The 24,470-nt window shown below is 73.3% G+C and carries 22 protein-coding genes; 10 read left to right on the top strand and 12 right to left on the bottom strand.

The genetic code is table 11. The features are described 5' to 3' along the window. Positions 1–82 precede the first annotated feature (82 nt). From ACWDY5_RS16910 to moeZ, 4 genes are all read right to left on the bottom strand, one after another. The gene (locus ACWDY5_RS16910) at positions 83–1,549 is read right to left on the bottom strand and encodes an FAD-dependent oxidoreductase (protein ID WP_449723113.1); all 1,467 of its coding nucleotides are present in this window, start codon (positions 1,547–1,549) and stop codon (positions 83–85) included. Beyond that, positions 1,546–3,621, bottom strand: coding sequence for a molybdopterin oxidoreductase family protein (locus ACWDY5_RS16915; protein WP_449723114.1), 2,076 nt, complete (start codon positions 3,619–3,621; stop codon positions 1,546–1,548). The genes ACWDY5_RS16910 and ACWDY5_RS16915 overlap by 4 nt, the downstream gene beginning before the upstream one ends. A gap of 96 nt (positions 3,622–3,717) precedes the next feature. Further along, positions 3,718–4,515 (bottom strand): TIGR02569 family protein, encoded by a 798-nt coding sequence (locus ACWDY5_RS16920; RefSeq protein WP_283661456.1) that lies wholly within the window; start codon positions 4,513–4,515, stop codon positions 3,718–3,720. 100 nt (positions 4,516–4,615) lie between these two features. Then, entirely contained in the window at positions 4,616–5,800 is a 1,185-nt protein-coding gene (moeZ, locus tag ACWDY5_RS16925; protein ID WP_449723115.1) for an adenylyltransferase/sulfurtransferase MoeZ, read from the bottom strand. A 177-nt stretch (positions 5,801–5,977) separates the two neighbouring features. Here moeZ and ACWDY5_RS16930 point away from each other — a divergent pair, with 177 nt between their 5' ends. Then, positions 5,978–6,547, top strand: a complete 570-nt coding sequence (locus tag ACWDY5_RS16930; protein ID WP_449723116.1) for a hypothetical protein — start codon at positions 5,978–5,980, stop codon at positions 6,545–6,547. 149 nt (positions 6,548–6,696) lie between these two features. Here ACWDY5_RS16930 and ACWDY5_RS16935 read toward each other — a convergent pair whose 3' ends face one another. The 3 genes from ACWDY5_RS16935 to ACWDY5_RS16945 form a co-directional block, all read right to left on the bottom strand. After that, entirely contained in the window at positions 6,697–7,686 is a 990-nt protein-coding gene (locus ACWDY5_RS16935; protein ID WP_449723117.1) for a DUF3152 domain-containing protein, read from the bottom strand. Positions 7,687–7,786: 100 nt separating this feature from the next. Then, complete coding sequence (locus ACWDY5_RS16940; RefSeq protein WP_449723118.1) at positions 7,787–8,203, bottom strand: DUF7878 domain-containing protein; 417 nt, start codon at positions 8,201–8,203, stop codon at positions 7,787–7,789. Continuing rightward, a complete protein-coding gene (locus tag ACWDY5_RS16945) occupies positions 8,203–9,201 on the bottom strand; it encodes an alpha/beta fold hydrolase (RefSeq protein ID WP_449723119.1) in 999 nt (332 codons plus the stop codon). The genes ACWDY5_RS16940 and ACWDY5_RS16945 overlap by 1 nt, the downstream gene beginning before the upstream one ends. A 116-nt stretch (positions 9,202–9,317) precedes the next feature. Between ACWDY5_RS16945 and ACWDY5_RS16950 the strand changes: the two genes are divergently transcribed. Continuing rightward, on the top strand, positions 9,318–9,953 hold the full coding sequence (locus ACWDY5_RS16950; protein ID WP_283661461.1) for a TetR/AcrR family transcriptional regulator: 636 nt from the start codon (positions 9,318–9,320) through the stop codon (positions 9,951–9,953). Positions 9,954–9,999: 46 nt separating this feature from the next. On the opposite strand, the gene ACWDY5_RS16955 is transcribed toward ACWDY5_RS16950, so the two are convergent. Then, positions 10,000–10,902 carry an alpha/beta fold hydrolase gene (locus ACWDY5_RS16955; RefSeq protein WP_449723120.1) on the bottom strand — a complete coding sequence of 301 codons (903 nt, stop codon included), beginning with the start codon at positions 10,900–10,902 and terminating at the stop codon, positions 10,000–10,002. Positions 10,903–10,907: 5 nt separating this feature from the next. Further along, entirely contained in the window at positions 10,908–11,810 is a 903-nt protein-coding gene (locus tag ACWDY5_RS16960) for an AurF N-oxygenase family protein (protein WP_449723121.1), read from the bottom strand. 69 nt (positions 11,811–11,879) lie between these two features. Here ACWDY5_RS16960 and ACWDY5_RS16965 point away from each other — a divergent pair, with 69 nt between their 5' ends. Both ACWDY5_RS16965 and ACWDY5_RS16970 read left to right on the top strand, forming a co-directional pair. Continuing rightward, the gene (locus tag ACWDY5_RS16965) at positions 11,880–12,629 is read left to right on the top strand and encodes a TetR/AcrR family transcriptional regulator (protein WP_449723122.1); all 750 of its coding nucleotides are present in this window, start codon (positions 11,880–11,882) and stop codon (positions 12,627–12,629) included. Further along, on the top strand, positions 12,626–12,952 hold the full coding sequence (locus ACWDY5_RS16970) for a DUF4873 domain-containing protein (RefSeq protein ID WP_449723123.1): 327 nt from the start codon (positions 12,626–12,628) through the stop codon (positions 12,950–12,952). Before ACWDY5_RS16965 ends, ACWDY5_RS16970 begins: the two co-directional genes overlap by 4 nt. A 69-nt stretch (positions 12,953–13,021) precedes the next feature. Here ACWDY5_RS16970 and ACWDY5_RS16975 read toward each other — a convergent pair whose 3' ends face one another. Both ACWDY5_RS16975 and ACWDY5_RS16980 read right to left on the bottom strand, forming a co-directional pair. Next, positions 13,022–13,252 (bottom strand): DUF3107 domain-containing protein, encoded by a 231-nt coding sequence (locus tag ACWDY5_RS16975; RefSeq protein WP_283661466.1) that lies wholly within the window; start codon positions 13,250–13,252, stop codon positions 13,022–13,024. A gap of 105 nt (positions 13,253–13,357) precedes the next feature. After that, on the bottom strand, positions 13,358–14,011 hold the full coding sequence (locus ACWDY5_RS16980; RefSeq protein ID WP_252482297.1) for a ferritin-like fold-containing protein: 654 nt from the start codon (positions 14,009–14,011) through the stop codon (positions 13,358–13,360). Positions 14,012–14,266: 255 nt separating this feature from the next. Between ACWDY5_RS16980 and ACWDY5_RS16985 the strand changes: the two genes are divergently transcribed. From ACWDY5_RS16985 to ACWDY5_RS17005, 5 genes are all read left to right on the top strand, one after another. Further along, positions 14,267–16,150, top strand: coding sequence for a DEAD/DEAH box helicase (locus tag ACWDY5_RS16985; RefSeq protein ID WP_449723124.1), 1,884 nt, complete (start codon positions 14,267–14,269; stop codon positions 16,148–16,150). Positions 16,151–16,222: 72 nt separating this feature from the next. Further along, positions 16,223–18,235, top strand: coding sequence for an Rv3212 family protein (locus ACWDY5_RS16990; RefSeq protein ID WP_449723125.1), 2,013 nt, complete (start codon positions 16,223–16,225; stop codon positions 18,233–18,235). Between the two features lie 48 nt (positions 18,236–18,283). Further along, entirely contained in the window at positions 18,284–19,165 is an 882-nt protein-coding gene (locus tag ACWDY5_RS16995) for an alpha/beta fold hydrolase (protein WP_449723227.1), read from the top strand. Positions 19,166–19,175: 10 nt separating this feature from the next. Beyond that, a complete protein-coding gene (locus ACWDY5_RS17000; RefSeq protein WP_449723126.1) occupies positions 19,176–20,024 on the top strand; it encodes a HipA family kinase in 849 nt (282 codons plus the stop codon). Then, positions 20,021–20,407 (top strand): DUF3037 domain-containing protein, encoded by a 387-nt coding sequence (locus ACWDY5_RS17005; protein WP_449723127.1) that lies wholly within the window; start codon positions 20,021–20,023, stop codon positions 20,405–20,407. The genes ACWDY5_RS17000 and ACWDY5_RS17005 overlap by 4 nt, the downstream gene beginning before the upstream one ends. 118 nt (positions 20,408–20,525) lie before the next feature. On the opposite strand, the gene ACWDY5_RS17010 is transcribed toward ACWDY5_RS17005, so the two are convergent. Next, positions 20,526–23,306, bottom strand: a complete 2,781-nt coding sequence (locus tag ACWDY5_RS17010; RefSeq protein ID WP_449723128.1) for an ATP-binding protein — start codon at positions 23,304–23,306, stop codon at positions 20,526–20,528. A gap of 288 nt (positions 23,307–23,594) precedes the next feature. Between ACWDY5_RS17010 and ACWDY5_RS17015 the strand changes: the two genes are divergently transcribed. Further along, entirely contained in the window at positions 23,595–24,449 is an 855-nt protein-coding gene (locus ACWDY5_RS17015; protein ID WP_449723129.1) for an NAD-dependent epimerase/dehydratase family protein, read from the top strand. Positions 24,450–24,470: the final 21 nt, after the last annotated feature.

Genomic DNA, 24,470 nt, shown 5'->3' on the forward strand with positions numbered 1-24,470 from the left:
ATTCCCCCAGAGGAAATCAGCCATGGGCGGGCTGAGTCCTGTATAGCACGGGGAAAGTCGCGCGGAAAATAACGCGATTAGGTTATGCGGACCTTTCTGCCGGTCCGCCGTCCTGGGCGCCGAGCCAGTCCAGGATGCCGCAGACCGCGTCCGTGCAGCCGCCGCAGCCGGTGGTGGCCCTGGTGCCCTTGGCCACCGCGCCCAGGGTGCGCGCGCCGGTTTTCCAGGCGGCCACGATGCGGCCCTTGCTGACCGTGTTGCACCGGCACACCACCGCGGCGGCCGGCAGGTCGGCCGGGCTGGCCGCGCGCGGGGTCTCCAGCGCGGCGCGGCCGAGCAGCAGGCCGAGCCGGTCGGCGGGCGCGGGCAGGCCGCGGTCGTAGAGCTGGGTGATCAGCGCGGCCGCGTCCGGCGCGCCGAGCACGATCGCGCCTGCCACCTTGTCCTCGCGCAGCACCAGCTTGGCGTAGCGGCCGCGGGCCGGGTCCTCCAGCCGCAGCACCTCCGCGCCGGGCGCGTCCACCTCGCAGTGCACCTCGCCGAGCGCGGCCAGGTCCACGTCCCTGGCCTTGAGCCGGGTGACCACCGGGGTGCCCCGGTAGCGGGCGGCCGGATCGGTCCCGGTGAGCAGGTCGGCCAGCACCGCGGCCTGTTCCCAGGCGGGCTGGACCAGGCCGCCGACCGTGCCGGGATGGCTGGCGCAGTCGCCGATGGCGTGGATGCGCGGATCGTTGGTGCGCAAGGAGTCGTCGATGAGCACGCCGCGGTCGCAGGCCAGTCCGGCCGCCTCGGCCAGCCTGGTCTCCGCGCGCACCCCGGCCGAGACCACCACCAGGTCGGCGGGCACGCTGGTGCCGTCGTCCAGCTTGAGCCCGTCGCCCGGCACGTAGCCCGCGGCCAGCACGCCCAGCCGGAACTCGATCCCCAAGGCCCCCAACGTCTTGCTCAGCACCCGCCCGGCTCCCGGGTCGAGCTGCCGCTCCATCAGGTGGCCGACCGGATGGATCACGGTGACCAGGTTGCCGCGCCCGGCCAGGCCCCTGGCCGCCTCCAGCCCGAGCAGGCCGCCGCCGAGCACCGCGACCGGCGCGCCGGGCTTGGCCGCGGCCACGATCCGGGCGCAGTCGGCCAGCGTGCGGAAGGCGACCACACCTTCGGCGGGCCTGCCGTGCTCGTCGGTGAGCCCGTCGGTGGGTGGCAGCCAGGCCCGGCTGCCAGTGGCCAGCACCAGTGCGTCGTAAGGAAGTTCCGCGCCGTCGGTCAGCCGGACCACCCGGTTCGGGCGGTCGATCGCGGTGACCGTGACCCCGGCGCGCAGGTCCACGTGGTGGGTGTGCGCCCAGTCCTCGTCGTGCAGCCGGACCGCGGCGGCATCCAGCGAACCGGCCAGCACGCTGGAGAGCAGCACCCGGTTGTAGGCGGGCTCGTCCTCCTCGCCGACCACGGTCAGCGCGATCCGCTCACCGGCGGGGTCGCGGCGGCGGATCTCCTCGGCCACCCTGGCCCCGGCCATCCCGTAGCCGATGACGATCACCCGGCGTGCGTTCATGTCAGGGCCTCCAGTCGAACCGCACAGACCTTGAACTCGGGCATCCGGCTGGTCGGGTCCAGCGCGGGGTTGGTGATCAGGTTGGCGCGCTGGTCGCCGGCGAAGTGGAAGGGCAGGAACACGGTGTCCTGGCGCAGGCTGGGCACCGTGCGCACCGCGGCCAGCACCACGCCGCGCCGGGACACGATCCTGGCCCGCTCGCCCTCGCGCAGCCCGGCACGGGCCGCGGTGTCCGGGTGCACCTCCACGAACACCTCGGGCACCGCGTCGTTGAGCTCGGGCACCAGCCGGGTCTGCGCGCCGGACTGGTAGTGCTGCAACACCCGTCCGGTGGTGGCGTACAACGGGAACTCCTCATCCGGCGGCTCGGCGGGGCCCCGGTGGTCGACCGGGATGAAGCGGGCCCTGCCGTCCGGGGTGTTGAACCGCTCCAGGAACATCCGGGGGGTGCCGGGGTGCCCGGCCGAGGGCACCGGCCAGTACAGCTCCTCCCCGGCGCGCAGCCGGTCGTAGTCCACGCCGGAGTAGTCGGCCGGTCCGCCCTTGCTGGCCGCGCGCAGCTCGGTGAACGCGGTCTCCGCGTCGGTGGGGAAGCGTTCGGCTGGCTGACCGAGCCGGATGGCCAGCTCGGCCAGCAGGTCCTGGTCCCCGCGGACCCCGAGTGGCGGGCGCAGTGCCTTGCGGCGCAACAGGATCCGGCCTTCCAGATTGGTCATGGTGCCGTCCTCCTCGGCCCACTGGGTGACCGGGAAGACCACGTCCGCGCGGGCCGCGGTCTCCGAGAGCACGAAGTCGGCCACCACCAGCAGATCCAGCGCGGCCAGCCGCTCGGCGACCCGGTTCGAGCGCGGCGCGGAGACCAGCACGTTGCTGCCGAAGACCAGCAGCGCCTTGGGTCCCTCCGGTTGACCGAGCGCGTCGAGCAGCTCGTAGGCGGAGCGGCCGGGTCCTGGCAGCTCCTCGGGGTCGATCCCCCACACCCCGGCCACGTGCGCGCGGGCGGCCGGGTCCGTGATCAGCCGGTAGCCGGGCAGCTGGTCGGCCTTCTGCCCGTGCTCGCGGCCGCCCTGCCCGTTGCCCTGGCCGGTGAGGCAGCCGTAGCCGGAGCCGGCGACGCCGGGCAGGCCGAGGGCCAGGCACAGGTTGATCCAGGCGGAGACGGTGTCCGCGCCGCTGGCGTGCTGTTCCGCGCCCCGCCCGGTGAGCACGTAGGCGCTGGTGGCCTGGGCGAGCAGCCGGACCGCGGCCCGCTGGTCGGCCACGCTGACCCCGGTGACCCGCTCCACCTGCTCCGGCCACCAGCGCGCGGCCAGCCGCCAGGCCGCCTCGAAGCCGGTGGTGCGCGCGGCCACGTAGTCGGCGGCGAAGTGCCCGTCGGCCACCGCGAGGTGCAGCAGGCCGAGGGCCAGCGCCAGGTCGGTGCCGGGGGCGGGTTGCAGGTGCAGGCTGGCCAGCTCGGCGGTGGGCGTGCGGCGCGGGTCGATGACGATCAGCCCGCCCCGGTCGGCGGCGTTGCGCAGGTGCTGGGTGAACGGCGGCATTGTTTCGGCCACGTTGCCGCCGACCAGCAGCACCGCGTCCGCGTTCGCCAGATCGGTCACCGGGAACGGCAGCCCCCGGTCCAGCCCGAAGGCCCGGTTGCCGGCCGCGGCGGCCGAGGACATGCAGAACCGGCCGTTGTAGTCGATCTGCGAGGTGCCCAGCGCGAGCCTGGCGAACTTGCCCAGCAGGTAGCTCTTCTCGTTGGTCAGCCCGCCGCCGCCGAAGACCGCGACCGAGTCCGGCCCGTGCTCGGCACGCAGCGCACGCAACTTGTCAGCGACAAGATCCAGGGCATAATCCCAGGTCACCGGCCGCAGCACGCCGTCTTCCCGGACCAGGGGGGTGGTCAGCCGTCCGGGGGTGGTGAGCAGGCTGCCCGAGGTCCAGCCCTTCTGGCACAGGCCGCCCCGGTTGGTCGGGAACTCCCTCGGTTCGACCACGGGAGCCGTTCCGGTCCCGCTGACCGCCATGCCGCACTGCAGCGCGCAGTACGGGCAGTGGGTCGCGGTGGCGATGGCGGTGACAGTCACCCCCACGACGCTAGGTCCGGCCGGTAACCCGCGGATGGCCCCCGGTTTCGTTTGTGCCACCAGCACCGCACAGTCCGGGGGTGCGCCCGGTGAGGCTCAGATCAGGTCGAGCAGCACGTTCGCGGCGCGGTCCAGGCCGGTCAGGGACTGGGCGGTGGAGCGCGGGTGCAGCGCGTGCACGGCCAGCCGGAACAGCAGCGCGCGCAGCAGCACCTGCGGCCAGTCGATCAGGTGCGACCAGCGCTGCGGCAGGCCGTTGTCCGCCCCGCCCCAGGCCAGCGCGTCCACCACGACCACCCCGGCGGCCCACTCAGCGGGTCGCCAGTACGGGCTGAAGTCCATGATCCCGGGCGGCGCGTTCCCGGCGAAGAGCACGTTGCCGAACAGGTCGCCGTGCACCACCTGCGGCGCCAGCTTGATCGTCCGCCGCGACCCGGCCAGCGCGCCGAAGAGCCTGCCGCCCTTGTCCGGGGCCAGCGGCACGCCGTCCTCGCCCCAGGCCATCCGGTCGGCCATCGCGTAGATGTCCCTGCGCTCCTCGAGGAAACGCGGCTTGGGCAGCTCGGCGGTGGCGTTGTGCAGGCGCAGCGAGACCGAGACGACCTCGTCGTGCCGGGGCTCGGGCTGCCCGGCGAGGTGGCGGGTGGCCGACCAGCCGGAGACCACCCAGCGCCCGTCGCTGGAGCGCAACGGCCTGGCCAGGCGCAGGTTCTCCACGTCGAGGCTGTCCAGGGTCTGCGCGACCCAGGCGGCCTCGGACGGGTTCATGGCCGGGCGGATCACCGCGTCACCGCACAGCCAGGCCGGGCCGGAGCCGACCAGCTCGGGCTCCGCGGTGCGGGCGCCGAAAGCCGCGCGCACGTGGGCGGGCGGCGGTTCCGGGGTGGCTGTCACGCCAGGGACGCTACCCGCTGGCGCGCGAGTTGTGTGGGAGGCGATGTGACGTTCCCGTTGACCCACAGTGGGAAAGTCACACCGCCATGATCACGTACCGTCAGTAGGTCGGCAAGCTCGGGTCGATCTGCCGAGCCCAGGCCAGCACCCCACCGCCGACGTGCACCGCGTCCCGGAACCCGGCCTGGTGCAGCGCGGCCAGCGCCTCCGCGGATCGCGCGCCGGACTTGCAGTGCAGCACGATCTGGCGGTCCTGCGGCAGTTCGGAGAACGCCTCGCCGGAGAGGATGCGGTCCTTGGGGATCAGCACCGAGCCGGGGATGCGCACGATCTCGAACTCGTGCTGCTCCCGCACGTCGACCAGCAGGAACTTGTCCTCCCGGTCGAACTTGTCCTTGAGCTCCTGCGGCGTGATGGTGCTGCCGGCGGCCGCGTTCTGCGCCTCGTCGGAGACCACCCCGCAGAAGGCCTCGTAGTCGATGAGCCCGGTGATCGGGTCACCCTGCGGGTCCTTGCGGATCTTGATCGTCCGGTAGGTCATCTCCAGCGCGTCGTAGACCATCAGCCGCCCGAGCAGCGTCTCGCCGATGCCGGTGATCAGCTTGATCGCCTCGGTCACCATGATCGACCCGATCGAGGCGCACAGCACCCCCAGCACGCCACCCTCGGCGCAGGAGGGCACCATGCCCGGCGGCGGCGGCTCCGGGTAGAGGTCCCGGTACTGGATCCCCTCCCGGCCGTCGCTCGGCTCCGCCCAGAACACGCTGGCCTGGCCCTCGAAGCGGAAGATCGAGCCCCACACGTAGGGCTTGCCGAGCAGCACGGCCGCGTCGTTGACCAGGTAGCGGGTGGCGAAGTTGTCGGTGCCGTCCAGGATCAGGTCGTAGTCCCGGAACACGTCGAGCACGTTGCCGGACTCCAGCCGCAGCTGGTGCAGGTTGACGTTGACGAACGGGTTCAGCTCCGCGATGGCGTCCCGGGCCGACTCGGCCTTGGGCCGGTCGATGTCGGACTGCCCGTGGATGATCTGGCGCTGCAGGTTGGACTCGTCCACCACGTCGAACTCGACGATGCCCAGCGTGCCGACACCCGCCGCGGCCAGGTACATCAGCGCGGGGCTACCGAGCCCACCGGCGCCGACCACCAGCACCTTGGCGTTCTTGAGGCGTTTCTGCCCGTCCACCCCGACATCCGGAATGATCAGGTGGCGGCTGTAGCGGGCGACCTCTTCCTTGGTCAGCTCCGCGGCTGGCTCCACCAGGGGCGGCAACGTCGAGCCCGACATGGGCGCTCCTCCTAGTCCGGTGCACGGGGGCCCGGGTTCCGGCCTCCTTCGGGTGCAACGACCTGGATACACCACTTCTTCCGACCTGGGACGTCATCCCAGTGGGTGGACGTCGAGTTATCCACAATCTCCGTGACCCTGCGTGTTGAGTCGATCGCAACGGGCTACGGTTGTCTGATGCTCACCGCCCACGTCGACGAGGCGGGCGCTGCCATGCCCACAGGCGATCGGCTCTACGTGGTGGCGGCCGTGCTCAGCTCCGCCAGCAACCACCCGGCGATGGCCGAGGCGCTACGCGAGCACCTGGTGAACGTGCCGGTGCTGCACTTCCACGCCGAGTCCGGCGCTCGGCGACTGGAGATCGCCAAGACCATCGCCGACTTTCCCCTGCACGGCGCGATCCTGGTGACCACGCCGACCTCGCACCGCGAACAGGAACTCGCCCGGCGACGCCTGATGTGCGAGTTGCTGCCGCGCCTGTGCCACGTCGAGGAGGTCCGGCAGGTGGTGGTGGAAAGTCGCGCGGGCAGCGATGTGCACGACCGCAAGGTGTTGAACCGGCTGCGCCGAAGCCACCAGGTTCCCGGTGAGCTTCGCGTGGACCACCGGGGCAAGGACGAGCCCATGCTGTGGGTGGCCGACTGGGTGGCCTCCAGCTACGTCGCGGCCATCCGGCACGCGGTGACCGAGCCGTGGGAGCTGATCAACGCCGCCCACACCATCGAGGTCACCCACATCAAGCCCTAGACAGCGCGAAACCGGGGGTCCCGTCATCCGGCGGGCACTTTCCCCGGTTCACTTCTGGCCGCGTCCGCGGACCGACCAGCTCACCACCACTGTACCGCCCCCCACGCAAGACTCGTCAACTCCATCCACAGCCGAGCCGCCACCGGCGCTCAGGTGACCGGCCAGGGGTTGGGGCGGCAGACCTTGCCGTCCTTGGGCACGGCGTTCTTGTCGCCGCCGTCCACCTGGTTCAGCTCCCACACGTAGTCGTTGGCGGTGCCGAAGGACTGCTGCATCATCACCGGGGCCAGCGCGCCGTTCTCCGCGCACGGCTTGTGCCGCTGGCCGAAGGCGTGCCCGATCTCGTGGTTGATCGCGTACTGGCGGTAGAGCAGGAAGTCGCTCTCGAAGGCGACCGCGCCGTAGCGCCAGCGGGCCAGGTTGATCACCAGGCGCTTCTTGCCGCTGTTCCAGCAGGACGCCTCGTACTTGATGGAGAAGTTGCAGTAGTCGGGGCGGCGCGCGGTGTCCGAGGTGGTCAGGCTGATCCTGATGTCGGCGTTGCCGGAGTCGACCCGCTGGAGGCGGACGTTGCCGCCGCCGATCCAGCTGCGCTCGTCCTGCAGGGTGCCGTCCACGGTCTTGGCGAAGGCGTCGTCGCCGCCGTAGGTGGAGGCGTCGATGCCGTTCTCGATCTCGACGGTGTACTTGTACAGCTTCCCGCCCTTGCCGAAGACCGGCGTCGTGCCGCGCAGCACGTTCCAGGTGCCGCTGCCCTTGTCCTTGTAGTCCTTCATCCCCGGCAGCTCCGCGCTGGGGATGTTCGCGGTGAGCTTGCCGGAGGGGGCCTCGCCCATGATCTGCGGCTCCGGCTCCTCGCCCGCGGGGCCGGTCGGGATGGTCTCCTTGGGCTGGGCCGAGTTGTCCCGGGCCGGGTCGTTGACGTTCATCAGGGCCAGCACGGTGAGCACCACCAGCACCGGCACCGCGTAGATCCGCCAGCCGTAGGTGCCCAGGATCCCGCTCTTCTTGCGCTTGGGCGGCGGGGTGTCCTGTTGGGCGGGGTCGGGGCGCCAGGAGGCGGCCAGCGGCTCGCCGCCGGTGCGGCGCTGGCCACGCTGGTACCGCCCGTCGTCGGGGCTGCCACCACGCCGGGTCACGGCGTCACGGGGTCCTTGCGTCGTCCGGGCCACGCTCCCCAGATTGCCACACCTGGCAGCCCGGACCGGTACTCACCACACCCGCACGTACGGGTGCCGGTCACAGGTACCCGTCCAGCTCGCGGCCCAGCAGCTGGGAGAACTCCAGGCGCAGCGTGCCGAGGTAGGCCAGCACCACCTGGTCGACCTCGGCGTCGGAGACCGGTCCGCTCCACGAGCCGGGGGCGAACACCGAGCCGAACCGCCAGCCCGCCGGCACCCGGTCGATCAGCAGCACGCCTTCGGGCTGCTCGAAGGCGTCGTCGTCGAAGCTGAAGCTCGGCCGGTTCGCCACCGGGGTGGCCAGCCAGTGCCGCAGCGCGCCGGCCAGCTTGACCACCGGGAAGTCCTGCTCGGCGTAGAGCTCCCTGCCGTCCTCGCACAGCCGCAGGTCGCCCTCGACCAGCTCTTGCACCTCAGCGACGGAATGCCCGTTGAGGCCCGCGCTCTGCAACGCGGTCAGCTCCAGCTCGACCATCACCACTCCCCGCGGTCAACGGCCTCCATCATGCCCAGGCTGGCCCGCGCCACGGTCAGCGGCTTCTCCATCTGCGCCACGTGCCCGGTGCGCGGCAGCACCAGCAGCCGGGCCCTGGGCAGCAGCCGCACCGTGCGCGGCGCCTTGCGCACGCTGACCAGCCGGTCCTCATCACCCCAGATCACCAGCGTGGGCGTGCTCACCTTCGGCAGCAGCCGCCACAGCGAGCCCTGGCTGAACTCCAGCCAGCTGCGCAGCAGGCCCATGGTGGCCCGGCCCAGCGCCTCCCCCGCCCAGCGCATGTCCCGGCGTTCCAGGTACTCCGCCTCGGCCTCGGCCATCCGGTGCTCCGGCACCAGCTCGGGCTGGGCGAAGCACAGCCGGACCAGCTGTTCGGCCCGCTGCCTGGGCGTGACCTCGGCCAGCTGCCTGCGCACCCTGCGGCCGACCAGGGGCAGCATGGCCAGCACGAACCTCGGGTCGGAGAGCCTGCGCGGGTCCGGCCGCAGGTCCGGCACGGCCGGGGAGACCAGGGTCAGCGTGCGCACCAGGTCCGGGCGGCCCGCCGCGACCAGCAGCGAGACCACGCCGCCGAGGGAGTTGCCGAACAGGTGCACCGGGCCGCGGTCCAGGCCCTCGATGAACCTGGTCATCAGGGCCGCGGTGGCGCGGACCGAGTAGTCGTGGCCGTCCAGCGGCTCGGTGCGGCCGAAACCGGGCGCGTCCGGCGCGAGGCCGTTCATCCGGCCGGACAAAAGATCGGACAGATCGGTCCAGTTGGTGGAGGAGCCGCCGAGGCCGTGGATGTAGACCGCGGTCTCCTCGGCGGGACCGGGCGTCTCGCGCACGTGCAGGCTCACCCCGCCCGCCGTGCGCACCCGCCCTGGCCAGGGCTTTCGGCTGAAGTCGGGCTCCGGCAGCTGGGTAGTGGACAGCGGAGCGCGGCCGAGAGTCGCCCGTACCGCGCCACCGGCCGTCGTCAGGGACGGTTTGGTCATCAGACCAGGATGCGTCACGGACCTGAGATCCGCCTGAGTGGGAAAGGCATGCCCAACCGGGGACTACTTGCGAGTAAGGTTTCCCTTCGAACGAGCACCAGGGTGTGGAGGGCAGCATGACCGACACGGCGCAACCGGGCACCGACCAGGTCGTGCGCGGCGTACGACTGCCGCGTACCGCGCGACGCGCCCAGTTGCTGGCCGCCGCCCAGGACGTCTTCGTGGCCAACGGCTACCACGCCGCGGCCATGGACGAGATCGCCGAGCGCGCCGGGGTCAGCAAGCCAGTGCTCTACCAGCACTTCCCCGGCAAGCTGGAGCTGTACCTGGCGCTGCTGGAGACGCACACCGACGCGCTGGTGCAGCGGGTCCGCGGCGCGATCGAGTCGACCACGGACAACAAGCTGCGCGTGCACGCCGCGGTGGCCGCCTACTTCGAGTTCGTCGACGGTGAGGGCCAGGCGTTCCGGCTGGTCTTCGAGTCCGACCTGCGCCGCGAGCCCGCCGTGCAGGACGCGGTGGACCGGGCGACCGCCTCCTGCATCGACATCATCGCCGAGGTCGTGGTCGCCGACGCCGGCCTCACCGCCGACCAGGCGAAACTGGTCGCGGTGGGCCTGGTCGGGCTGAGCCAGGTGACCGCGCGGTACTGGCTGGACGGCGAGCGGGCGATCCCCAAGGACGAGGCCATCGGCCTGATGTACACGCTGGCCTGGAAGGGCATCGGCGGCGGTTTCCCGCTCCAGCACTGAGACAGACGGCACGGTGCGCGCCGAGGTCCTCGGCGCGCACCGTGGGTCACACCCGCTCAGGGACCTCGCTGACCACGTTGACCAGTCGCGCGATCCGCTCGGTGACCTGCACCGAGCGCTCCAGCGGCAGCATGTGCCCCGCGCCGGGGAAGACGATCAGCTCGGCCTGCGGCAGCTCGCGCGCGATCACCTCGGCGCAGCGCTGCGGGGTCAGCCGGTCGTTGCTGCCGGCCAGCACCACCACCGGCAGCCGCCGGAACGCGGCCAGCGCCGCCCGGCGCTCGTGCCGGAACAGGTCTTCCAGGTAGCCGGTGAGGGTCAGCGGGCTGCACCCGGCGATCACCGCGGCGGTCTCCCGCACGTCGGCCTTCTCCGGCTGCCGCCCGAACAGCATCCAGCGCAGCGCGGGCCGCATCACTCCCGGGTACCGGCTCAGCCGCCGCACCTTGCGCTTGACCAGCACATTCCCGAACGCGGTCTGGCCGCGGATGACGGTCCGGCCCAGTGGTGCGGGCAGGCCGAGGTTGCCATTGCGCAGGTCGCCGCAGGCGGTGGCCACCAGCGCGACCGCCGCGACCCGCTCGGCGAACAGCTCGGGGTGCCGGTCGGCCAGCGCCATCGTGGTCATGCCGCCCATCGAGTGCCCGGCCAGCACCACGGTCCCGTGCGGGACCAGCTCGGTGAGCACCTCGGCCAGGTCGTCGGCGAGCTGCTCGATGGTGGTGCCGCCGGGTGTGGCCTGGTCGGACTGGCCGTGGCCGCGCAGGTCGTAGCGGAGCACGCGGATGTCCCCGCACCGGCCGGGCAGCGCGTGCGCGACCCGCCGCCAGCTCTGCCGGTCCAGGGTCCAGCCGTGCACCAGGACGACCGTGACGGGGGCATCCGCGCGCCCCTGCTCCTCGACGGCAAGGCAGGCGCCGTCGCGGGTGGTGAAGGTGAACACGCCCATCTCACTCACTTCCCGAGGAATCCGGAGGCCTGCCACAGCTTGCGGCCGGGGTTGCCGATCAGTCCGGCCTCGTCCAGGAAGCTGACGATCCGCTCCCCCGCCCAGCCCATCGTCTCCCGGAAGTGCGGGTTGCCCAGCGCGGCCCTGCGCGCTTCCTTGGGGTCCAGCCCGACCTGGCGGTAGACCTCCGGGTGCACCAGCGAGCGGGAGACCACGAAGGCGGCCCGCGCGGTGACGAAGCGGTGGTAGCGCAGCGCGGCGCCGGAGCAGCTCTGCATCGAGCGCAGCAGCTCCTCGCGGGCGTAGCGCACGTGCCGGGCCTCCTCCAGCACGTGGATGCGGTTGACCATGCGCACCAGCGGCTGCACCGACTCGTCCGCGGTGGACTCGCGCTGCAGGCGGTCCAGGATCTCCTCGGCGATCAGGATGCTGGCGAACATGGACGGGCCGCGGCCGATGGTCTTCATCAGGTTGCCCAGCGCGTGCGGCAGCCGCTGCGGGCCGTAGGCGGGCACGTCCAGCTTCTCCACCAGGCGGGCGAACATGATCGAGTGGCGGCACTCGTCGGCGATCTCGGTCAGCGCGTACTGCACGTGCCGCTGCTTGGGGTCGAGGTGGTAGACGTGCCGGACCAGCAGCTCCATCAGGATCACCTCGAACCAGATCCCGACGCTGGCCACGCAGCCGACCTCGTGCTTGGACAGCTCGATCCGCTGCTGCCTGCTCATCCGCTCCCACAGCGGGGTGCCGTAGAGCGAGACCCGGTGCTCGGGCACGAAGAACTTGTCCTCGGCCAGCGGGGCGTCCCAGTCGATGTCGACGTCCGGGTCGTAGGAGTTCTTGGCGGATGAGTTGAGCAGCCGCTCGGCGGTCTTCTCCCGGTCCGGCACCTGCAAGCTCCGGCTCATGGCGTCGTCACCCTCCTACTGGATGAAGTGTTACCCGAAGTAACAGCTACCAGTGGTAACGTCTCGTGTATGGCGGATTCTGTCAAGGGCCAACCGAGCAAACGGGGCGACGCCCGGCGCGAGCGCTGGAAGGAACACCGCAGCGTGCGCCGCGCGGAGTTCGTGGAGGCGACCATCAAGGCGCTCGCCACACACGGCCCTGACGTGGGCATGGACGAGATCGCGGCCGAGGCCGGGGTGACCAAGCCGGTGATCTACCGGCACTTCTCGGACAAGGCCGACCTCTACCTCGCGGTCGGCGCGCGGGCCACCGAGATGCTGATGGAGCGGATCGTGCCCGCGATCGAGCGCAGGGGCAGCCCGCGCGAGCGGATCGCCGCGGTGGTGGACGCCTACCTGAGCACCATCGAGGAACAGCCCGAGCTGTACCGCTTCATGACCCGCCGCTCCTTCGCCGACCGCCCGGTCGACGCGGACCCGGCCAGCCGCACCGAGGCGATGATCGCCTCCCGGCTGGCCCGGCTGCTCGGTGAGTACATGCGCCTGCTCGGCCTGGACTCCGGCGCGGCCGAGCCGTACGCCTTCGCCGTGGTCGGCGCGGTGGAGAAGGCCGGTGACTGGTGGCTGGAACGCCAGACCATGAGCCGGGAGAACCTGCGCGACTACCTGGTCAACATCGTCTGGCACGCCATCGACGGCTTCACCAGGATCAGCGGCGTGATCATCGATCCGGACCTGCCGCTGGACTTCGACCTGCCCTCCGCCCAGTTGCGGATCGTGCGCGGGGACGGCGAGACCGAGCAGCGGGAGACCTCATGAGCGAGCACGAGCACGAGGAAGAGGGTTACCAGGGCGCGGCCACCCTGCTGGTGGAGGGCGCGGAGCTGCCGGTGGAGGTGCGCTTGCGCGGGCACTTCGAGCCGATCGACGGCCGCTACCACTGGTACGGCCGGATCGCCGCGCACACCGAGCTGACCGAGCTGGTGCAGCAGCGCCGCCCGGCCGCCACCCTGCGCACCCCGGCCGGCGAGGCCGAGGGCGGCCTGTCCGACCCGGACCCCTGGGGCCGCTACCGGATCACCGGCCTGGGCCGCCCGCCGTTCGAGGTGGACGACCTGAACAAGGTCCCGCCAGCCGAGTAGAACCCGGACACAGCGCGGCCCGGTGACCGAGTTCACGGTCACCGGGCCGTTCGCTGGTTTTGCCTGGCCTCAGCTGCCGACGGCGAAGCCCACCCGGCGGCCGTCGGAGACGCCGATCTCCACGTAGGCGACCCTCGCGGAGGGCACCACGTAGCGCTTGCCCTTGTCGTCCACCAGGCTCAGCAGGCCCTTGGTGTCGCGCAGCGCCTCGGAGACCACGGCCTCGACCTCGTCCTGCGACAGCGCGCTCGAGACGACGAGCTCCCGCGGGCTGTCCGCGACGCCGATCTTGACCTCCACACCGACCTCCGTGTGCTCAGAGTATTTGTACTGATCGTCAGCCTAGTCGCGTCCGCCTGGCGTGCGGGGACCGCCCGCTCCGCCCTCGGCGAACACGATCGCGCGTCAGCCCAGGCCGAGCGCGGTCATCCGCTGCGAGTGGCCACTCTGCAACCGCTTGAACAGCGCCGCGATCCCGGACAGGTCGCCGGAGGCGCGCACCAGCAGCTCGGCCAGCGCGTCCCGCTCGGCCACCACGTACTGGGCCTGGGTGAGCGCCTCGCCGAGCAGGCGGCGGCCCCACAGCGCGAGCCGGTCGCGCACCTTGCGGTCGGCCGCGCAGGCGGCCTGCACCTCGCGCTCGGCGAAGGCGGAGTAGCCGGTGTCGGTGAGCACCTCCAGCACGAGCTCCTTGCTCGGCGACTCCAGCCAGCCCGCGATCTCGCGGTAGAAGTCGGCGGCCAGTCCGTCGCCGACATAGGCCTTGACCAGGGACTCCAGCCAGTTGTGCGGGGCGGTGGAGGCGTGGAAGGCGTCGAAGGGGGCCACGAACGGGGTCATCGCCGTCTCCACGGCCACCCCGCGCAGCGCGAGGTGCTGCTCCAGCAGCCGGTAGTGGCCGATCTCGGCGGCGGCCATGGTCGCCAGCGCGGCCCGGCCGGACAGGGTGGGGGCGGTCCGCGCGTCCTCGGCCAGCCGGTCGAAGGCCGACAGCTCGCCGTAGGCCAGCACACCCAGTAGATCGACGATGCCGGCGTCGGCACTGCCCGTCTCGGTCATGCGGGAGAGCGTATCCGGCCACGACACCCCCTGGAGAAGCGTTCCAGCGGCTAGAATGCCTCCGGACGCCCTGTGCGCGCTGCCGAGAAGAACGATGAGGACACTGCGCGGCGCGGGGCCACGTGATGACGGCGACAGCAGTCGCCCAACGGAAAGGTGCGCGTACGCCTCGCCCTCCCGTGCCGCTGGCAAGAGTGACCGACCCTGGTCACCGCCCGGCTCGGTCGAGCGCAAACGCTGGCTGTACGTGCTGGTATGAGAGAGGCGATCACGCTGACCTTCGACAACAACACCGCCGACCTACGCGAACTTGATCACAGCGAGGCCGGCCTGCCCGAGGAGGACAACACCTCCCACCCGCTCCGCGGAGACGCCCCGGTCACGCCGGACGCGCCCACCTTCGCCGAGCTCGGCGTGGACGAGCGCATCGTCCGCGCGCTGGCCGAAGCCGGCATCGAACGGACCTTCGCGATCCAGGAACTGACGCTGCCGCTGGCCCTGCGTGGTGAGGATCTCATCGGCCAGGCGCGCACCGGCACCGGCAAGACGCTGGGCTTCGGCGTGCCGCTGCTGCACCGGCTCACCCTGCCGGGCGATGGCACCCCGCAGGTGCTGGTCGTGGTGCCCACCCGCGAGCTGTGCCTCCAGGTCACGCAGGACCTCAAGGACGCGGGCAAGCACCTCGGTGTGCGGGTCCTCGACGTCTACGGCGGCCGCCCGTACGAGCCGCAGGTGGCGGCGCTGCGCAAGGGCATCGACGTGGTGGTCGGCACCCCCGGCCGCCTGCTCGACCTGGCCGAGCGCCGGGACCTGGTGCTCGGCAAGGTCCGCGCCCTGGTGCTGGACGAGGCCGACGAGATGCTCGACCTGGGCTTCCTGCCCGACATCGAGCGGATCCTGCGGATGGTCCCCGACCAGCGGCAGACCATGCTGTTCTCGGCCACCATGCCGGGCCCGATCATCACCCTGGCCAGGACCTTCCTCACCCAGCCCACGCACATCAGGGCCGAGGAGGTCGACGCCGGGCAGACGCACGAGCTGACCGAGCAGTTCGCCTACCGGGCGCACTCGCTGGACAAGATCGAGGTCGTCGCCCGGGTGCTCCAGGCCACCGACCGCGGCCTGACCATGATCTTCACCCGGACCAAGCGCACCGCCCAGAAGCTCGCCGACGACCTGGCCGAACGCGGTTTCGCGGTTGCCCCGGTGCACGGCGACCTGGGTCAGGGCGCGCGGGAGCAGGCGCTGCGGGCCTTCCGCAGCGGCAAGGTGGACGTGCTGGTCTGCACCGACGTGGCCGCGCGCGGCATCGACGTCGGCGGGATCACGCACGTGATCAACTACCAGTGCCCCGAGGACGAGAAGGCCTACGTGCACCGGATCGGCCGCACCGGCCGCGCGGGCCGTACTGGTGTCGCGGTCACGCTGGTCGACTGGGACGAGGAGGCTCGCTGGAAGATGATCAGCGACACCCTCGGCCTGGGCAAGCCGGAGCCGGTGGAGACCTACTCCACCTCGGAGCACCTGTTCACCGACCTGAACATCGACCCGAAGTCCTCCGGCAGGCTGCCGCTGTCCCAGCGGACCAGGGCCGGCCTGGACGCCGAGCACCTGGAAGAGGACGCGCCCAAGCGCGGCCGCGGCCGCAAGCGCGTCGGCCGGACCACGGGCAGCGACAAGCCGGCAGGCGGCACCCCGGACAAGCCGGAGTCGGACGACACTGGCGCCCGCCCGGCCACCAAGCGCCGCAGCCGCAGGCGCACCCGCGCCGGTCAGAACGTGGAAGGCGAGGCCACCCCCGCCGAGACCACCGACCCGCCGGAGGCCGCGGAGACCAAGACGCGGACCCGCACCCGCACCAGGTCCCGCGCCAAGACCGAGCCCAAGGCCGAGCCCGTGACCGAAGCCCCGGCTCCGGTCGAGGCCCAGGCCCCGGCCGAAGCTCCGGCCCCGGTCGAAGCTCCGGCAAAGGCCCCCGCCGAGCCCAAGGCCCCCAGGAAGCCGAAGGCGACCAAGGCCACCACCACGGTCACCTTCGCCGCCCCGGAGCTCCCGGCCGAGGCCCCGGCCGACGCCGACGCCGAGGCCCCCGCCCGCAGGCGGCGGCGCCGCCGGACCGGCGAGACCCCGGCCGAGTAAGCACGCCACCAGGAACGGCCCTTCCCGTCGGGGAGGGCCGTTCCGCGTACCCGAGCAGCCGAGGAGGCTACGGTGGTCCCCGTGCCGCCCGAGCAGAACGCCGCGCCCGAGGACCCCACCAGCGCCGCCTCCGAGCAGCCCAGCGCCGCCGCGACCCCGGCCCCGGCCAAACCCCGGGACGACACGCCCAGCGCCGCCACCCCGCCGGTACCGGCCAAGCCCCAGAGCGAGCCGCCCAGCGCCGCCGCGCCCGCCGCGCCCCAGAGCGCCGCCGAGGCCCCGGACCAGGCCCCCACACCGCCCAGCGAGCCTCCCAGCGCCGCCGCTTCGCAGGCCGTGGCCGCCGTTCCGCCGAGCGAGGCCGTCAGCACTGCCGTGGCACAGAGCGCGCCCCGCGACGCCGCCGCGTCGAGCGAGGCCTCCAGCACTCCCGCGCCCCAGGACGCCGCCGAACCGCCGAGCCAGGCCCCCGAAGCCGCCGCGCCCCTCGCCGCCGCGCCCCTGGACACCCCCGCCGCGCCGACCGAAGCCCCCGAGACCACCCCCAACGCCGCAGCTGTTGAGGCCACCTCCAACGCCGCGGCCCCTGAGGCCGCCCCCAGCGCCGAGGCCGCCGAAGTCACCTCCAACGCCGCGGCCGCAGCCCCCGACACCGCTCTCCCCGCCCCAGCCACCACCGCGCCCGCCCTCGCCGCCCCGGCCAGCACCCCACCCCCCCTCGCCGCCCCCACCACCCCCGGCGCGCTGCTCGTCCCCTCACCCACCGCCCCCACCGCACCTCCACCCCAGCCCCGCTCCTTCACCACCCGCTGGGACCTCATCGCCGCCGCCCTGGTCACCGTCGCCGTGCTCGTCGCCGCCACCGTGATCTGGGCCTTCAGCGACGCCCGAGCCACCGTCTCCCAGACCGCCAGCCCACCGCTCCCCTTCCTCGACGCCCCCACCACGCCGCCGCCCACCCTGGGCGAGGTCTGGCGGGCGCCGAGTCCGGCGACCCAGACCGTGGTGGCCACCGCTCAGGTGGTGGTGACCGCGGAGAACGGGGCGGTGCTGGGGCGGGATCCGCTCAGTGGGCAGGAGAAGTGGCGGTACCAGCGGGATCTGCCGTTGTGCACGGTGGCGCCCGCGTTCGGGCAGATCCTCGCGGTCTACCAGCGCGGGGACACCTGCAGCGAGGTGACCGCGCTGGATCCGGCCACCGGCAAGCGGGGCGCGCAGCGCAACGGCGACGCCGAGGCGGGCACCCGGCTGCTCTTCGACGGGGTGCACCTGACCACCACCGGCAAGACCTACCTGGAGGGCTGGCGCTCCGATCTGGTCAAGACCCAGGAGTACGGCCAGGTCAGGGCCATGATCCAGCCCGGCAAGCAGCCGAGGACCGGATGCACGTTCGGCTCGGTGGCGGTGGCGCCGAACCGGGTCGGGGTGATCGAGCGCTGCCCGGACGACCCCGGTGACCGGCTCAGCGTGTTCAAGCCGAACCCGAAGGACTGGGACAAGCCCGAGGTCTCGGTGAGCGTGGTGCTCAACGGGTCCGGGGCCAGGGTGGTCGCGCTCGGGCCGGACCGGGTGGCCGCGGTGCTGCCCGACCCGGCGCGGCTGGCCATCTACGACGGCAACGGGGCCCCGGTCTCCGAGCAGCCGCTGGACCTGCCGGCCAGTGACCTCCAGGGTGATCCGGACGGTGGCGTGGTGCCGACCACCACGGTGCTCAGCGCGCGCTGCGCGGACGGCTCGGCCACCCCGCTGACCTTCGCCGCCACCTCGACCTGCCCGACCGGCGAACCGGCCACCACCTCGCCCGCGGTCATCTACTGGTGGACCGGGTCCCGCACCATCGCGCTGGCCTCGGCCACCACCGCTCCACTGTGGACGATGGAGGACACGCTCGGCCCCGGCACGCTGTTCGCGGGCAGGCTGGTGGTGCCGACCCCGGCCGGGCTCACCGTGGCCGACCCGAACACCGGCAAGGTGCTCGGCCGGATCCCGGTGGGCCGGCGCGGTTACCGCGGGCTGGTGACCTTGTCCAGCTCCGGTCCGGTACTGGTGGAACAGCGGGGCGGCACGCTGGTGGCGTTGCGCTGAAGTCCGCGCGCTTTCCCGGCTTCGGTGAGGCAGACTCAGCACGTGAGCGTGTTGCCGTACTCCCAGCTCAGCCCACACCGAGCGCGCCGGGTCGACCTGCAGGGCGACTACGGGCCGATCGCCGCGCTGCACGCGGTCCCGGCGGCCGACGCCGACCGCGGTGCGACCGCGTTGCTGGTGCCGGGCTACACCGGGTCCAAAGAGGACTTCGCGCCGCTGCTGGACCCGTTGGCCGAGGCCGGGTTCGCGGTGCACGCCATCGACCTGCCCGGCCAGTACCAGTCCCCTGGCCCGGACGACCCGCAGGCCTACCTGCCTGCCGCGCTCGGCGCGGTGATCGCGAAGCTGATCACCCAGCTGGGCGCGGGCGGCCGCAAGGTGCTGCTGCTCGGCCATTCCTACGGCGGCCTGGTCGCCCGCGGCGCGCTGCTCTCCGGCGTGCGGGTGGACGGCCTGACCCTGTTGTCCTCCGGCCCGAACGAGCTGCCCGAGGGTGAGCGCCGCCGCGCGCTGGAGGCCGGTGAGCCGCTGCTGCGCTCCGGCGGCGTGCCCGCGGCCCAGCAGCTGCGCGAGGCGCGGGACGCGGCCTCACCGAACTGGGAGCAGACGCCGGAAACGTTGAAGGAGCTGCTGCGCGCCCGGTTCCTGGGTTCCAGCGCGGCCGGTCTGCTCGGCATGGCCGAGGGCCTGCGCCGGGAACCGGACCTGGTCGGGCGGCTGGCGGCGGCGCTGCGCACCGCGGGCACCCCGGCGCTGGTGGTCTGCGGGGAGCACGACGACGCCTGGTCGGTGGCCAGCCAGCGGGACATGGCCGACCGGCTGGACGCCGACTTCGCGGTGGTCTCCGACGCGGCCCACTCGGCCAACACCGAGAACCCGGAAGCCCTGCTGGCCACCCTGCTCCCCACCTGGCGGGCCTGGCTCGCCTAGAGTCGCGGGCGTGCTCCGCCACGTCACCGCGACCCGATATGTCACCCCGCTGCGGGAGGGTGGTTCGCTGCCCGGCCTGATGGAGGCCGACGACCTGGGCACCTACGTGGTGAAGTTCCGCGGCGCGGGCCAGGGCCGCAAGACGCTGGTCGCCGAGGTGGTGGTCGGGGAGCTGGCGCGGGCGCTGGGCCTGCCGGTGCCGGAGCTGGTGACCGCGCAGGTGGACAAGGCGATGGCGCCGAGCGAGCCGGACGAGGAGGTCCAGGAGCTGCTGCGGGCCAGTCACGGGTTGAACCTGGGCATGGACTTCCTGCCGGGCGCGCTGGACTTCGACCCCGGCGCGTTCACCGCCGAGCCGGAGTTCGCCGGGCGGGTGCTGTGGTTCGACGCGTTCACCGGCAACGTGGACCGGTCCTGGCGCAACCCGAACATGCTGTACTGGCACGGAAAACCGCAGTTGATCGACCACGGCGCGACGCTGATCTTCCACCACAACTGGCCAGGCGCGCCGGACTGGGCGAGCCGCCCGTACAACGCCGCCGACCACCTGCTGATCGGCTTCGGCCCGGAGGTGGCGGCCGCGGACGCGGCGCTGGCCCCGCTGGTCACCGAGGAGCTGCTGACCGAGGTGCTGGCCAAGGTCCCCGACGACTGGATCGAGGACGAACCCGGCTTCCTGGGCACCGACATCGTCCGCGAGGCCTACGTGGCCGCACTCACCGGACGTCTCGCCGCCCGCGAGGCCTGGCTGCCCGGCCTGGTGGAAGCGGCGCTGAACCGGGGAAACGACCGGGTGGTCCCAGAACGGGGCCGCAACCGGCCGGAGTGGCTCAAGCACCTGCCGGGAGACGCGACATGACCGGGCGGCGCTATCCGTTCGAGTACGCCGTGCTGCGCGTGGTCCCCAGGGTCGAACGCGGCGAGGCGATCAACGCGGGCGTGCTGGTCTACTGCCACCGCCTGGACTACCTGGGCTCCCTGGTGCACCTGGACCACGACCGGCTGCGCGCCCTGGATCCCAGCGCGGACCCCGAGGCGATCACCTCGGTGCTGCGCTCGGTGGCCGGGGTGTGCGCGGACCCGGCGGTGGGCCCGGCGGCCGGGCAGAGGCTGGGGCAGCGGTTCCGCTGGCTGACCGCGCCGAAGAGCACGGTGGTGCAGCCCGGCCCGGTGCACACCGGCCTGACCACGGACCCGGCGGCGGAGACGGAGAGGTTGCTGCGCCTGCTGGTGCTGCCCTGACGGCCCGGCGGTGCTGCCCGGCGACGCCACCGCACCACCCGACGACCCGGCCACGCCACCCGCCGACCGCACCGCCCGACGACCCGACCGCACCGCCAGCCGCCCCGGCCCGACTCGGCTAACGCCCCAGCGCCGCCGTCAGCTCCGCCCGCCCCGACACCCCCAACTTCCGGTACGCGTTGGTCAGGTGCATCTCCACCGTGCGCACCCCGACCGTCAGCTCCGCCGCGATCTGCGGGTTCGACCGCCCGTCCGCCGCCAGCGCGGCCACCCGCCGCTCGGTCCCGGTGAGCGCGGCCGGCCCCGTGTGCTCAGCCCGCCGCTCCCGGCCGCCCGCCGCGCGCAGTCCCGCCCGCGCCCGCCGTCCGGTCCCGGTGGCCCCGCACTGCTCGGCCACGGCCAGCGCCCGGCGCAGCGTCTCCCTGGCCGACTGTTCCGCGCCCAGCCGGTGCCGCAGCAGGCCCAGCTCGGTGAGCACCTCGGCGTGCACCAGTCCCACCTCGGCCTGCTCGACCACGGTCAGCGCCTCGGCCAGCAGCGCCTCCCCGGCCCGGCCGCCGGTGACCGTGCCCGCCATCCGCAGCACCGTGCCCAGCGTCCACGGCAGGCCCCACTCGCGGGCCGCGGCCAGTTCCGGCTCGATGGCGCGCAGGGCCTCGGCCTGCCGGCCCGCGGCGTGCAGGGCCAGGGCCTGGTAGCCGCGCCAGGGGATCACCGCGGGGTTGCGCACGCCCCAGGCGGCCAGCCGCCTGCCGCACTCGGTGAAGTCGGCCAGTGCGCCGTCCAGGTCGCCCATGGCCAGCCGGAGCCTGCCGCGCACGTCCAGCACGTGGTTGAAGTGCCACAGCTCCGGTAGCTCGCCGTCCAGCCGCATCCGGTAGAGCAGCTCCAGCGCGTCCTCGGTGCGGTCCAGGGCGAGCAGCACGTCCAGGTAGTGCGCGTACCGGTGCGCGGCCAGCGGCTGCCAGCCGGGGTCGCGGTCGCCGATGGACTCCTCCGCGTCCGCCAGCGCCAGGTCCAGCCTGCCCTGCCGGTGCCGGACCTGCACCCGCAGGCAGGTGGAGAGCGCGTAGCGCAGGAACGAACCCTGCCGCCGCGCGTGCGTGACCGCCTCGCTGGTCACCGCGGCCGCCCGGTCCAGGTCGTCGCAGCGGATCAGGGTCATCACCGCGGACATGTGCGGGCCCCAGTGCTCGGTGTAGAGCGCCTGCCCGGCCAGCGCGCGCCGGGCCTGCGCCAGGGCTGCCTCGGGCGAGCCGAGCCGGAACACCTCGTGGCAGGCGCGCATGCCGAGCAGGCCGGAGTCGGCGTCCCCGGTCGGCTCGGCCAGCCGTGCCGTGATCATCGGCGCGGTGGCCGCGTGCTGCCAGGCCAGGAAGTACAGCTCGCTCTGCAGGTAGCCGTGCGTGCTGGTGCCCTCGGCCTGGGCGACCGCCGCGGTGATCAGCGACAGGCCCTCCGCGCCGCGGCCGACGGTGAGCAGCGCCCGCGCCAGGTCCACGGTGACTGCCGCACCGCGCTCGTGCGCGGTGGTCAGCGAGCGCACCGCGGCGACCCCGTCGAAGTGCAGCTGCGCGCGACCCAGCTCGGCGTAGAGCTCCGGCCCGGCCGCCGGTCCCTCCTCGATCGCCCTGGCCAGGTAGGTGGCGCTGGTCTCCGGCGCGCCCCTGGACCTGGCCAGCGCGGCCGCCGAGCGCAGCGCCGCCACCCGCCAGCCCTGGCCGGCCGGCGCCACCGGCAGCAGGTGGGCGGCCACCTGGTCCGGCCCGGCCCGCTCGAACCCCGGCGCGCGCGCCTGCATCAGCTCGGCCACCCGCTCATGCAGGGCCGAGCGGGTGGCGGCGGACAGGTCCCGGTAGACCACCTCGCGCACCATCGGGTGCACGAACCGCGGCCCGTCCACCGCGAACAGCCCCAGCGCGACCAGCCGTCGCACGCACGCCTCGACCTGCGCCGCGCCCAGCCCGGTCAGCCGCCGCACCTGGGCGGTGGTGGCCGCGGGGCCGAGCACCGCGACCGCCTCGGCCACCGTGCCGGTCTCCGGTGGGCTGCGCCGCAGCCGCCCGAGCACCCCGGAGGCGATCGCGGCCACGCCGAACTCCGGCACCAGTCCAGCCTCCGCCGCCGCGCCGGTGACCCGGTGCGCGCGCAGGCCGCGCAGCAGCTCGGTCAGCAGCAACGGGTTCCCGCCGGTGGAGTCCAGGCAGGCGGCGGCGAACTCCGCGGCCACCGGCCCGCCCAGCTCCGCCCGCGCCAGGTCGGCCACGGCCACCGCGCTCAACGGCTCCGGCCGCAGCACCTGGCACAGCGGACTGGCCAGGATTTCCTCCACCGCACGCGGATCGGCCGGTGTCTCGCCTTCCCGGACCGCGAGCAGCAGGCCCACCGGCAGCCCGTCCAGCCGCCGGGCCAGGTAGGCCAGCCAGCGCAGCGAGGACAGGTCGGCCCAGTGCACGTCGTCGACCACCACCAGGAACGGGCCGTGGTCGGCGAACCCGGCCAGCAGCCAGTACAGCCCGTGCAGCGCCGCGCCGAGCGCGTCCGGCGGCACCGCGTCCACCGGGCCCGGCGCCTCCTCCAGCACCGGCCGGGCGAACCGCGCCGGTCCGGCGAACAGCTCCGCCCGCCGCGCCGCCCCGGCCGCGGCCAGCCTCGGCTCGATCAGCTGCCGCACCACGCCGAAGCCGAACTGCCGCTCCAGCTCGCTGCCCACCCCGCTGACCACCGGCAGCCCGGCCTCGCCCGCCCGCGCCCGCACCGAGCGCAGCAGGGTGGTCTTGCCGATGCCGGCCGGCCCGTCCAGGACGACCAGCGCCGAACCTCCGTCCCGCACCCGGCGCACCAGGTCGTCGAGCACGGCGAGCTCCGCCCCGCGTTCCAGCACGGTCCGTTCCGGCATGCAGTCCCCTCAGCTTTGTGCCGATGTTAGTGAGCAGCCGTTCGTGATGCCGATCACATTCGTTTTTCGAGTCGCCGCCGGCCCGAAGGACTTACCGAACGGATAACCCCTCGGCCGCAGGTCAGGTCCTTGGTCTCGGACCGAGGGAATTCCTTCTGCCACAACGGCAAACCCCACGGTTGCCAGCGGGGGCGAGCACTGTCTGGATGGGACTCGACCGTGGCAGCAGCGACCGGGCGCGGGGAGGGCGACCGGCATTCGGGAGGGACGACCGGGGTGCAGGTGGCAGTGACCGGGGGTACCGGGTTCGTCGGCGTCCGCCTGATCCGGCGGCTGCTGGCCCAGGGCCACACCGTGCTCGCCCCCGCCCGCACCGCCTCCGCCGCCACCCGGCTGCGTGCCCTGGGAGCCACCCCGGTCCCGGTCCTCGCCGCGCTGGGCAGCGCCGAGGTCGTCTTCCAGACCACCCGGTCCGCACTGCCCCGCCACCCCCGCCTGGTGCTGCTCAGCTCCGACGCCGCCGTCCAGCACGGCCGACCCCTGGTCAACGCCACCGAAGACCTCCCGCTCCGCCCGCGCTCGCCCTCGCCGGTGGCCGCCGCCCAGGCCCGCGCCGAGTCGGCCGCGCTGGCCCGCGGCGCGGTGATCGTCCGGCCGAGACTGCTGTGGGGCGCGGGTGATCCGGCGCTGCCCCGGCTGTGGGCCGCGGTGCGCGCGGGCCGGTTCAGCTGGGTCGGCGGCGGCTGTCAGCTGACCGACACCACGCACGTGGACAACGCGGTGCACGCCCTGCTGCTGGCCGCCCGGCACGGCCGGCCCGGCGAGACCTACTTCGTCACCGACCAGGATCCGGTGGCCTACCGCCACTTCATCGCCGACCTGCTCGCCGCCGACGGCCTGACCGCCCCGGCCCGCACCGTCTCCTACCGCCGCGCGCACACCCTGACCGCGCTCAGCGAGGCGACCTGGCGCGCCCTGCGCCTGCCCGGCAGGCCACCCCTGGACTACCTGACCCTGTGGCGTGCGGGCCTGGAGTGCACTGTGGACACTCGCAAGGCGCGAGCCCAGCTCGGCTACGAACCGGTCCGCTCCCGCGGCCAGGGCCTGGCGGAACTGCGGGATGCCTTGTCCTGCAACGCCTAGTGGGGCTGGCCCCACCCCGAA

The sequence above is a fragment of the Crossiella sp. NPDC003009 genome, assembly GCF_053591555.1.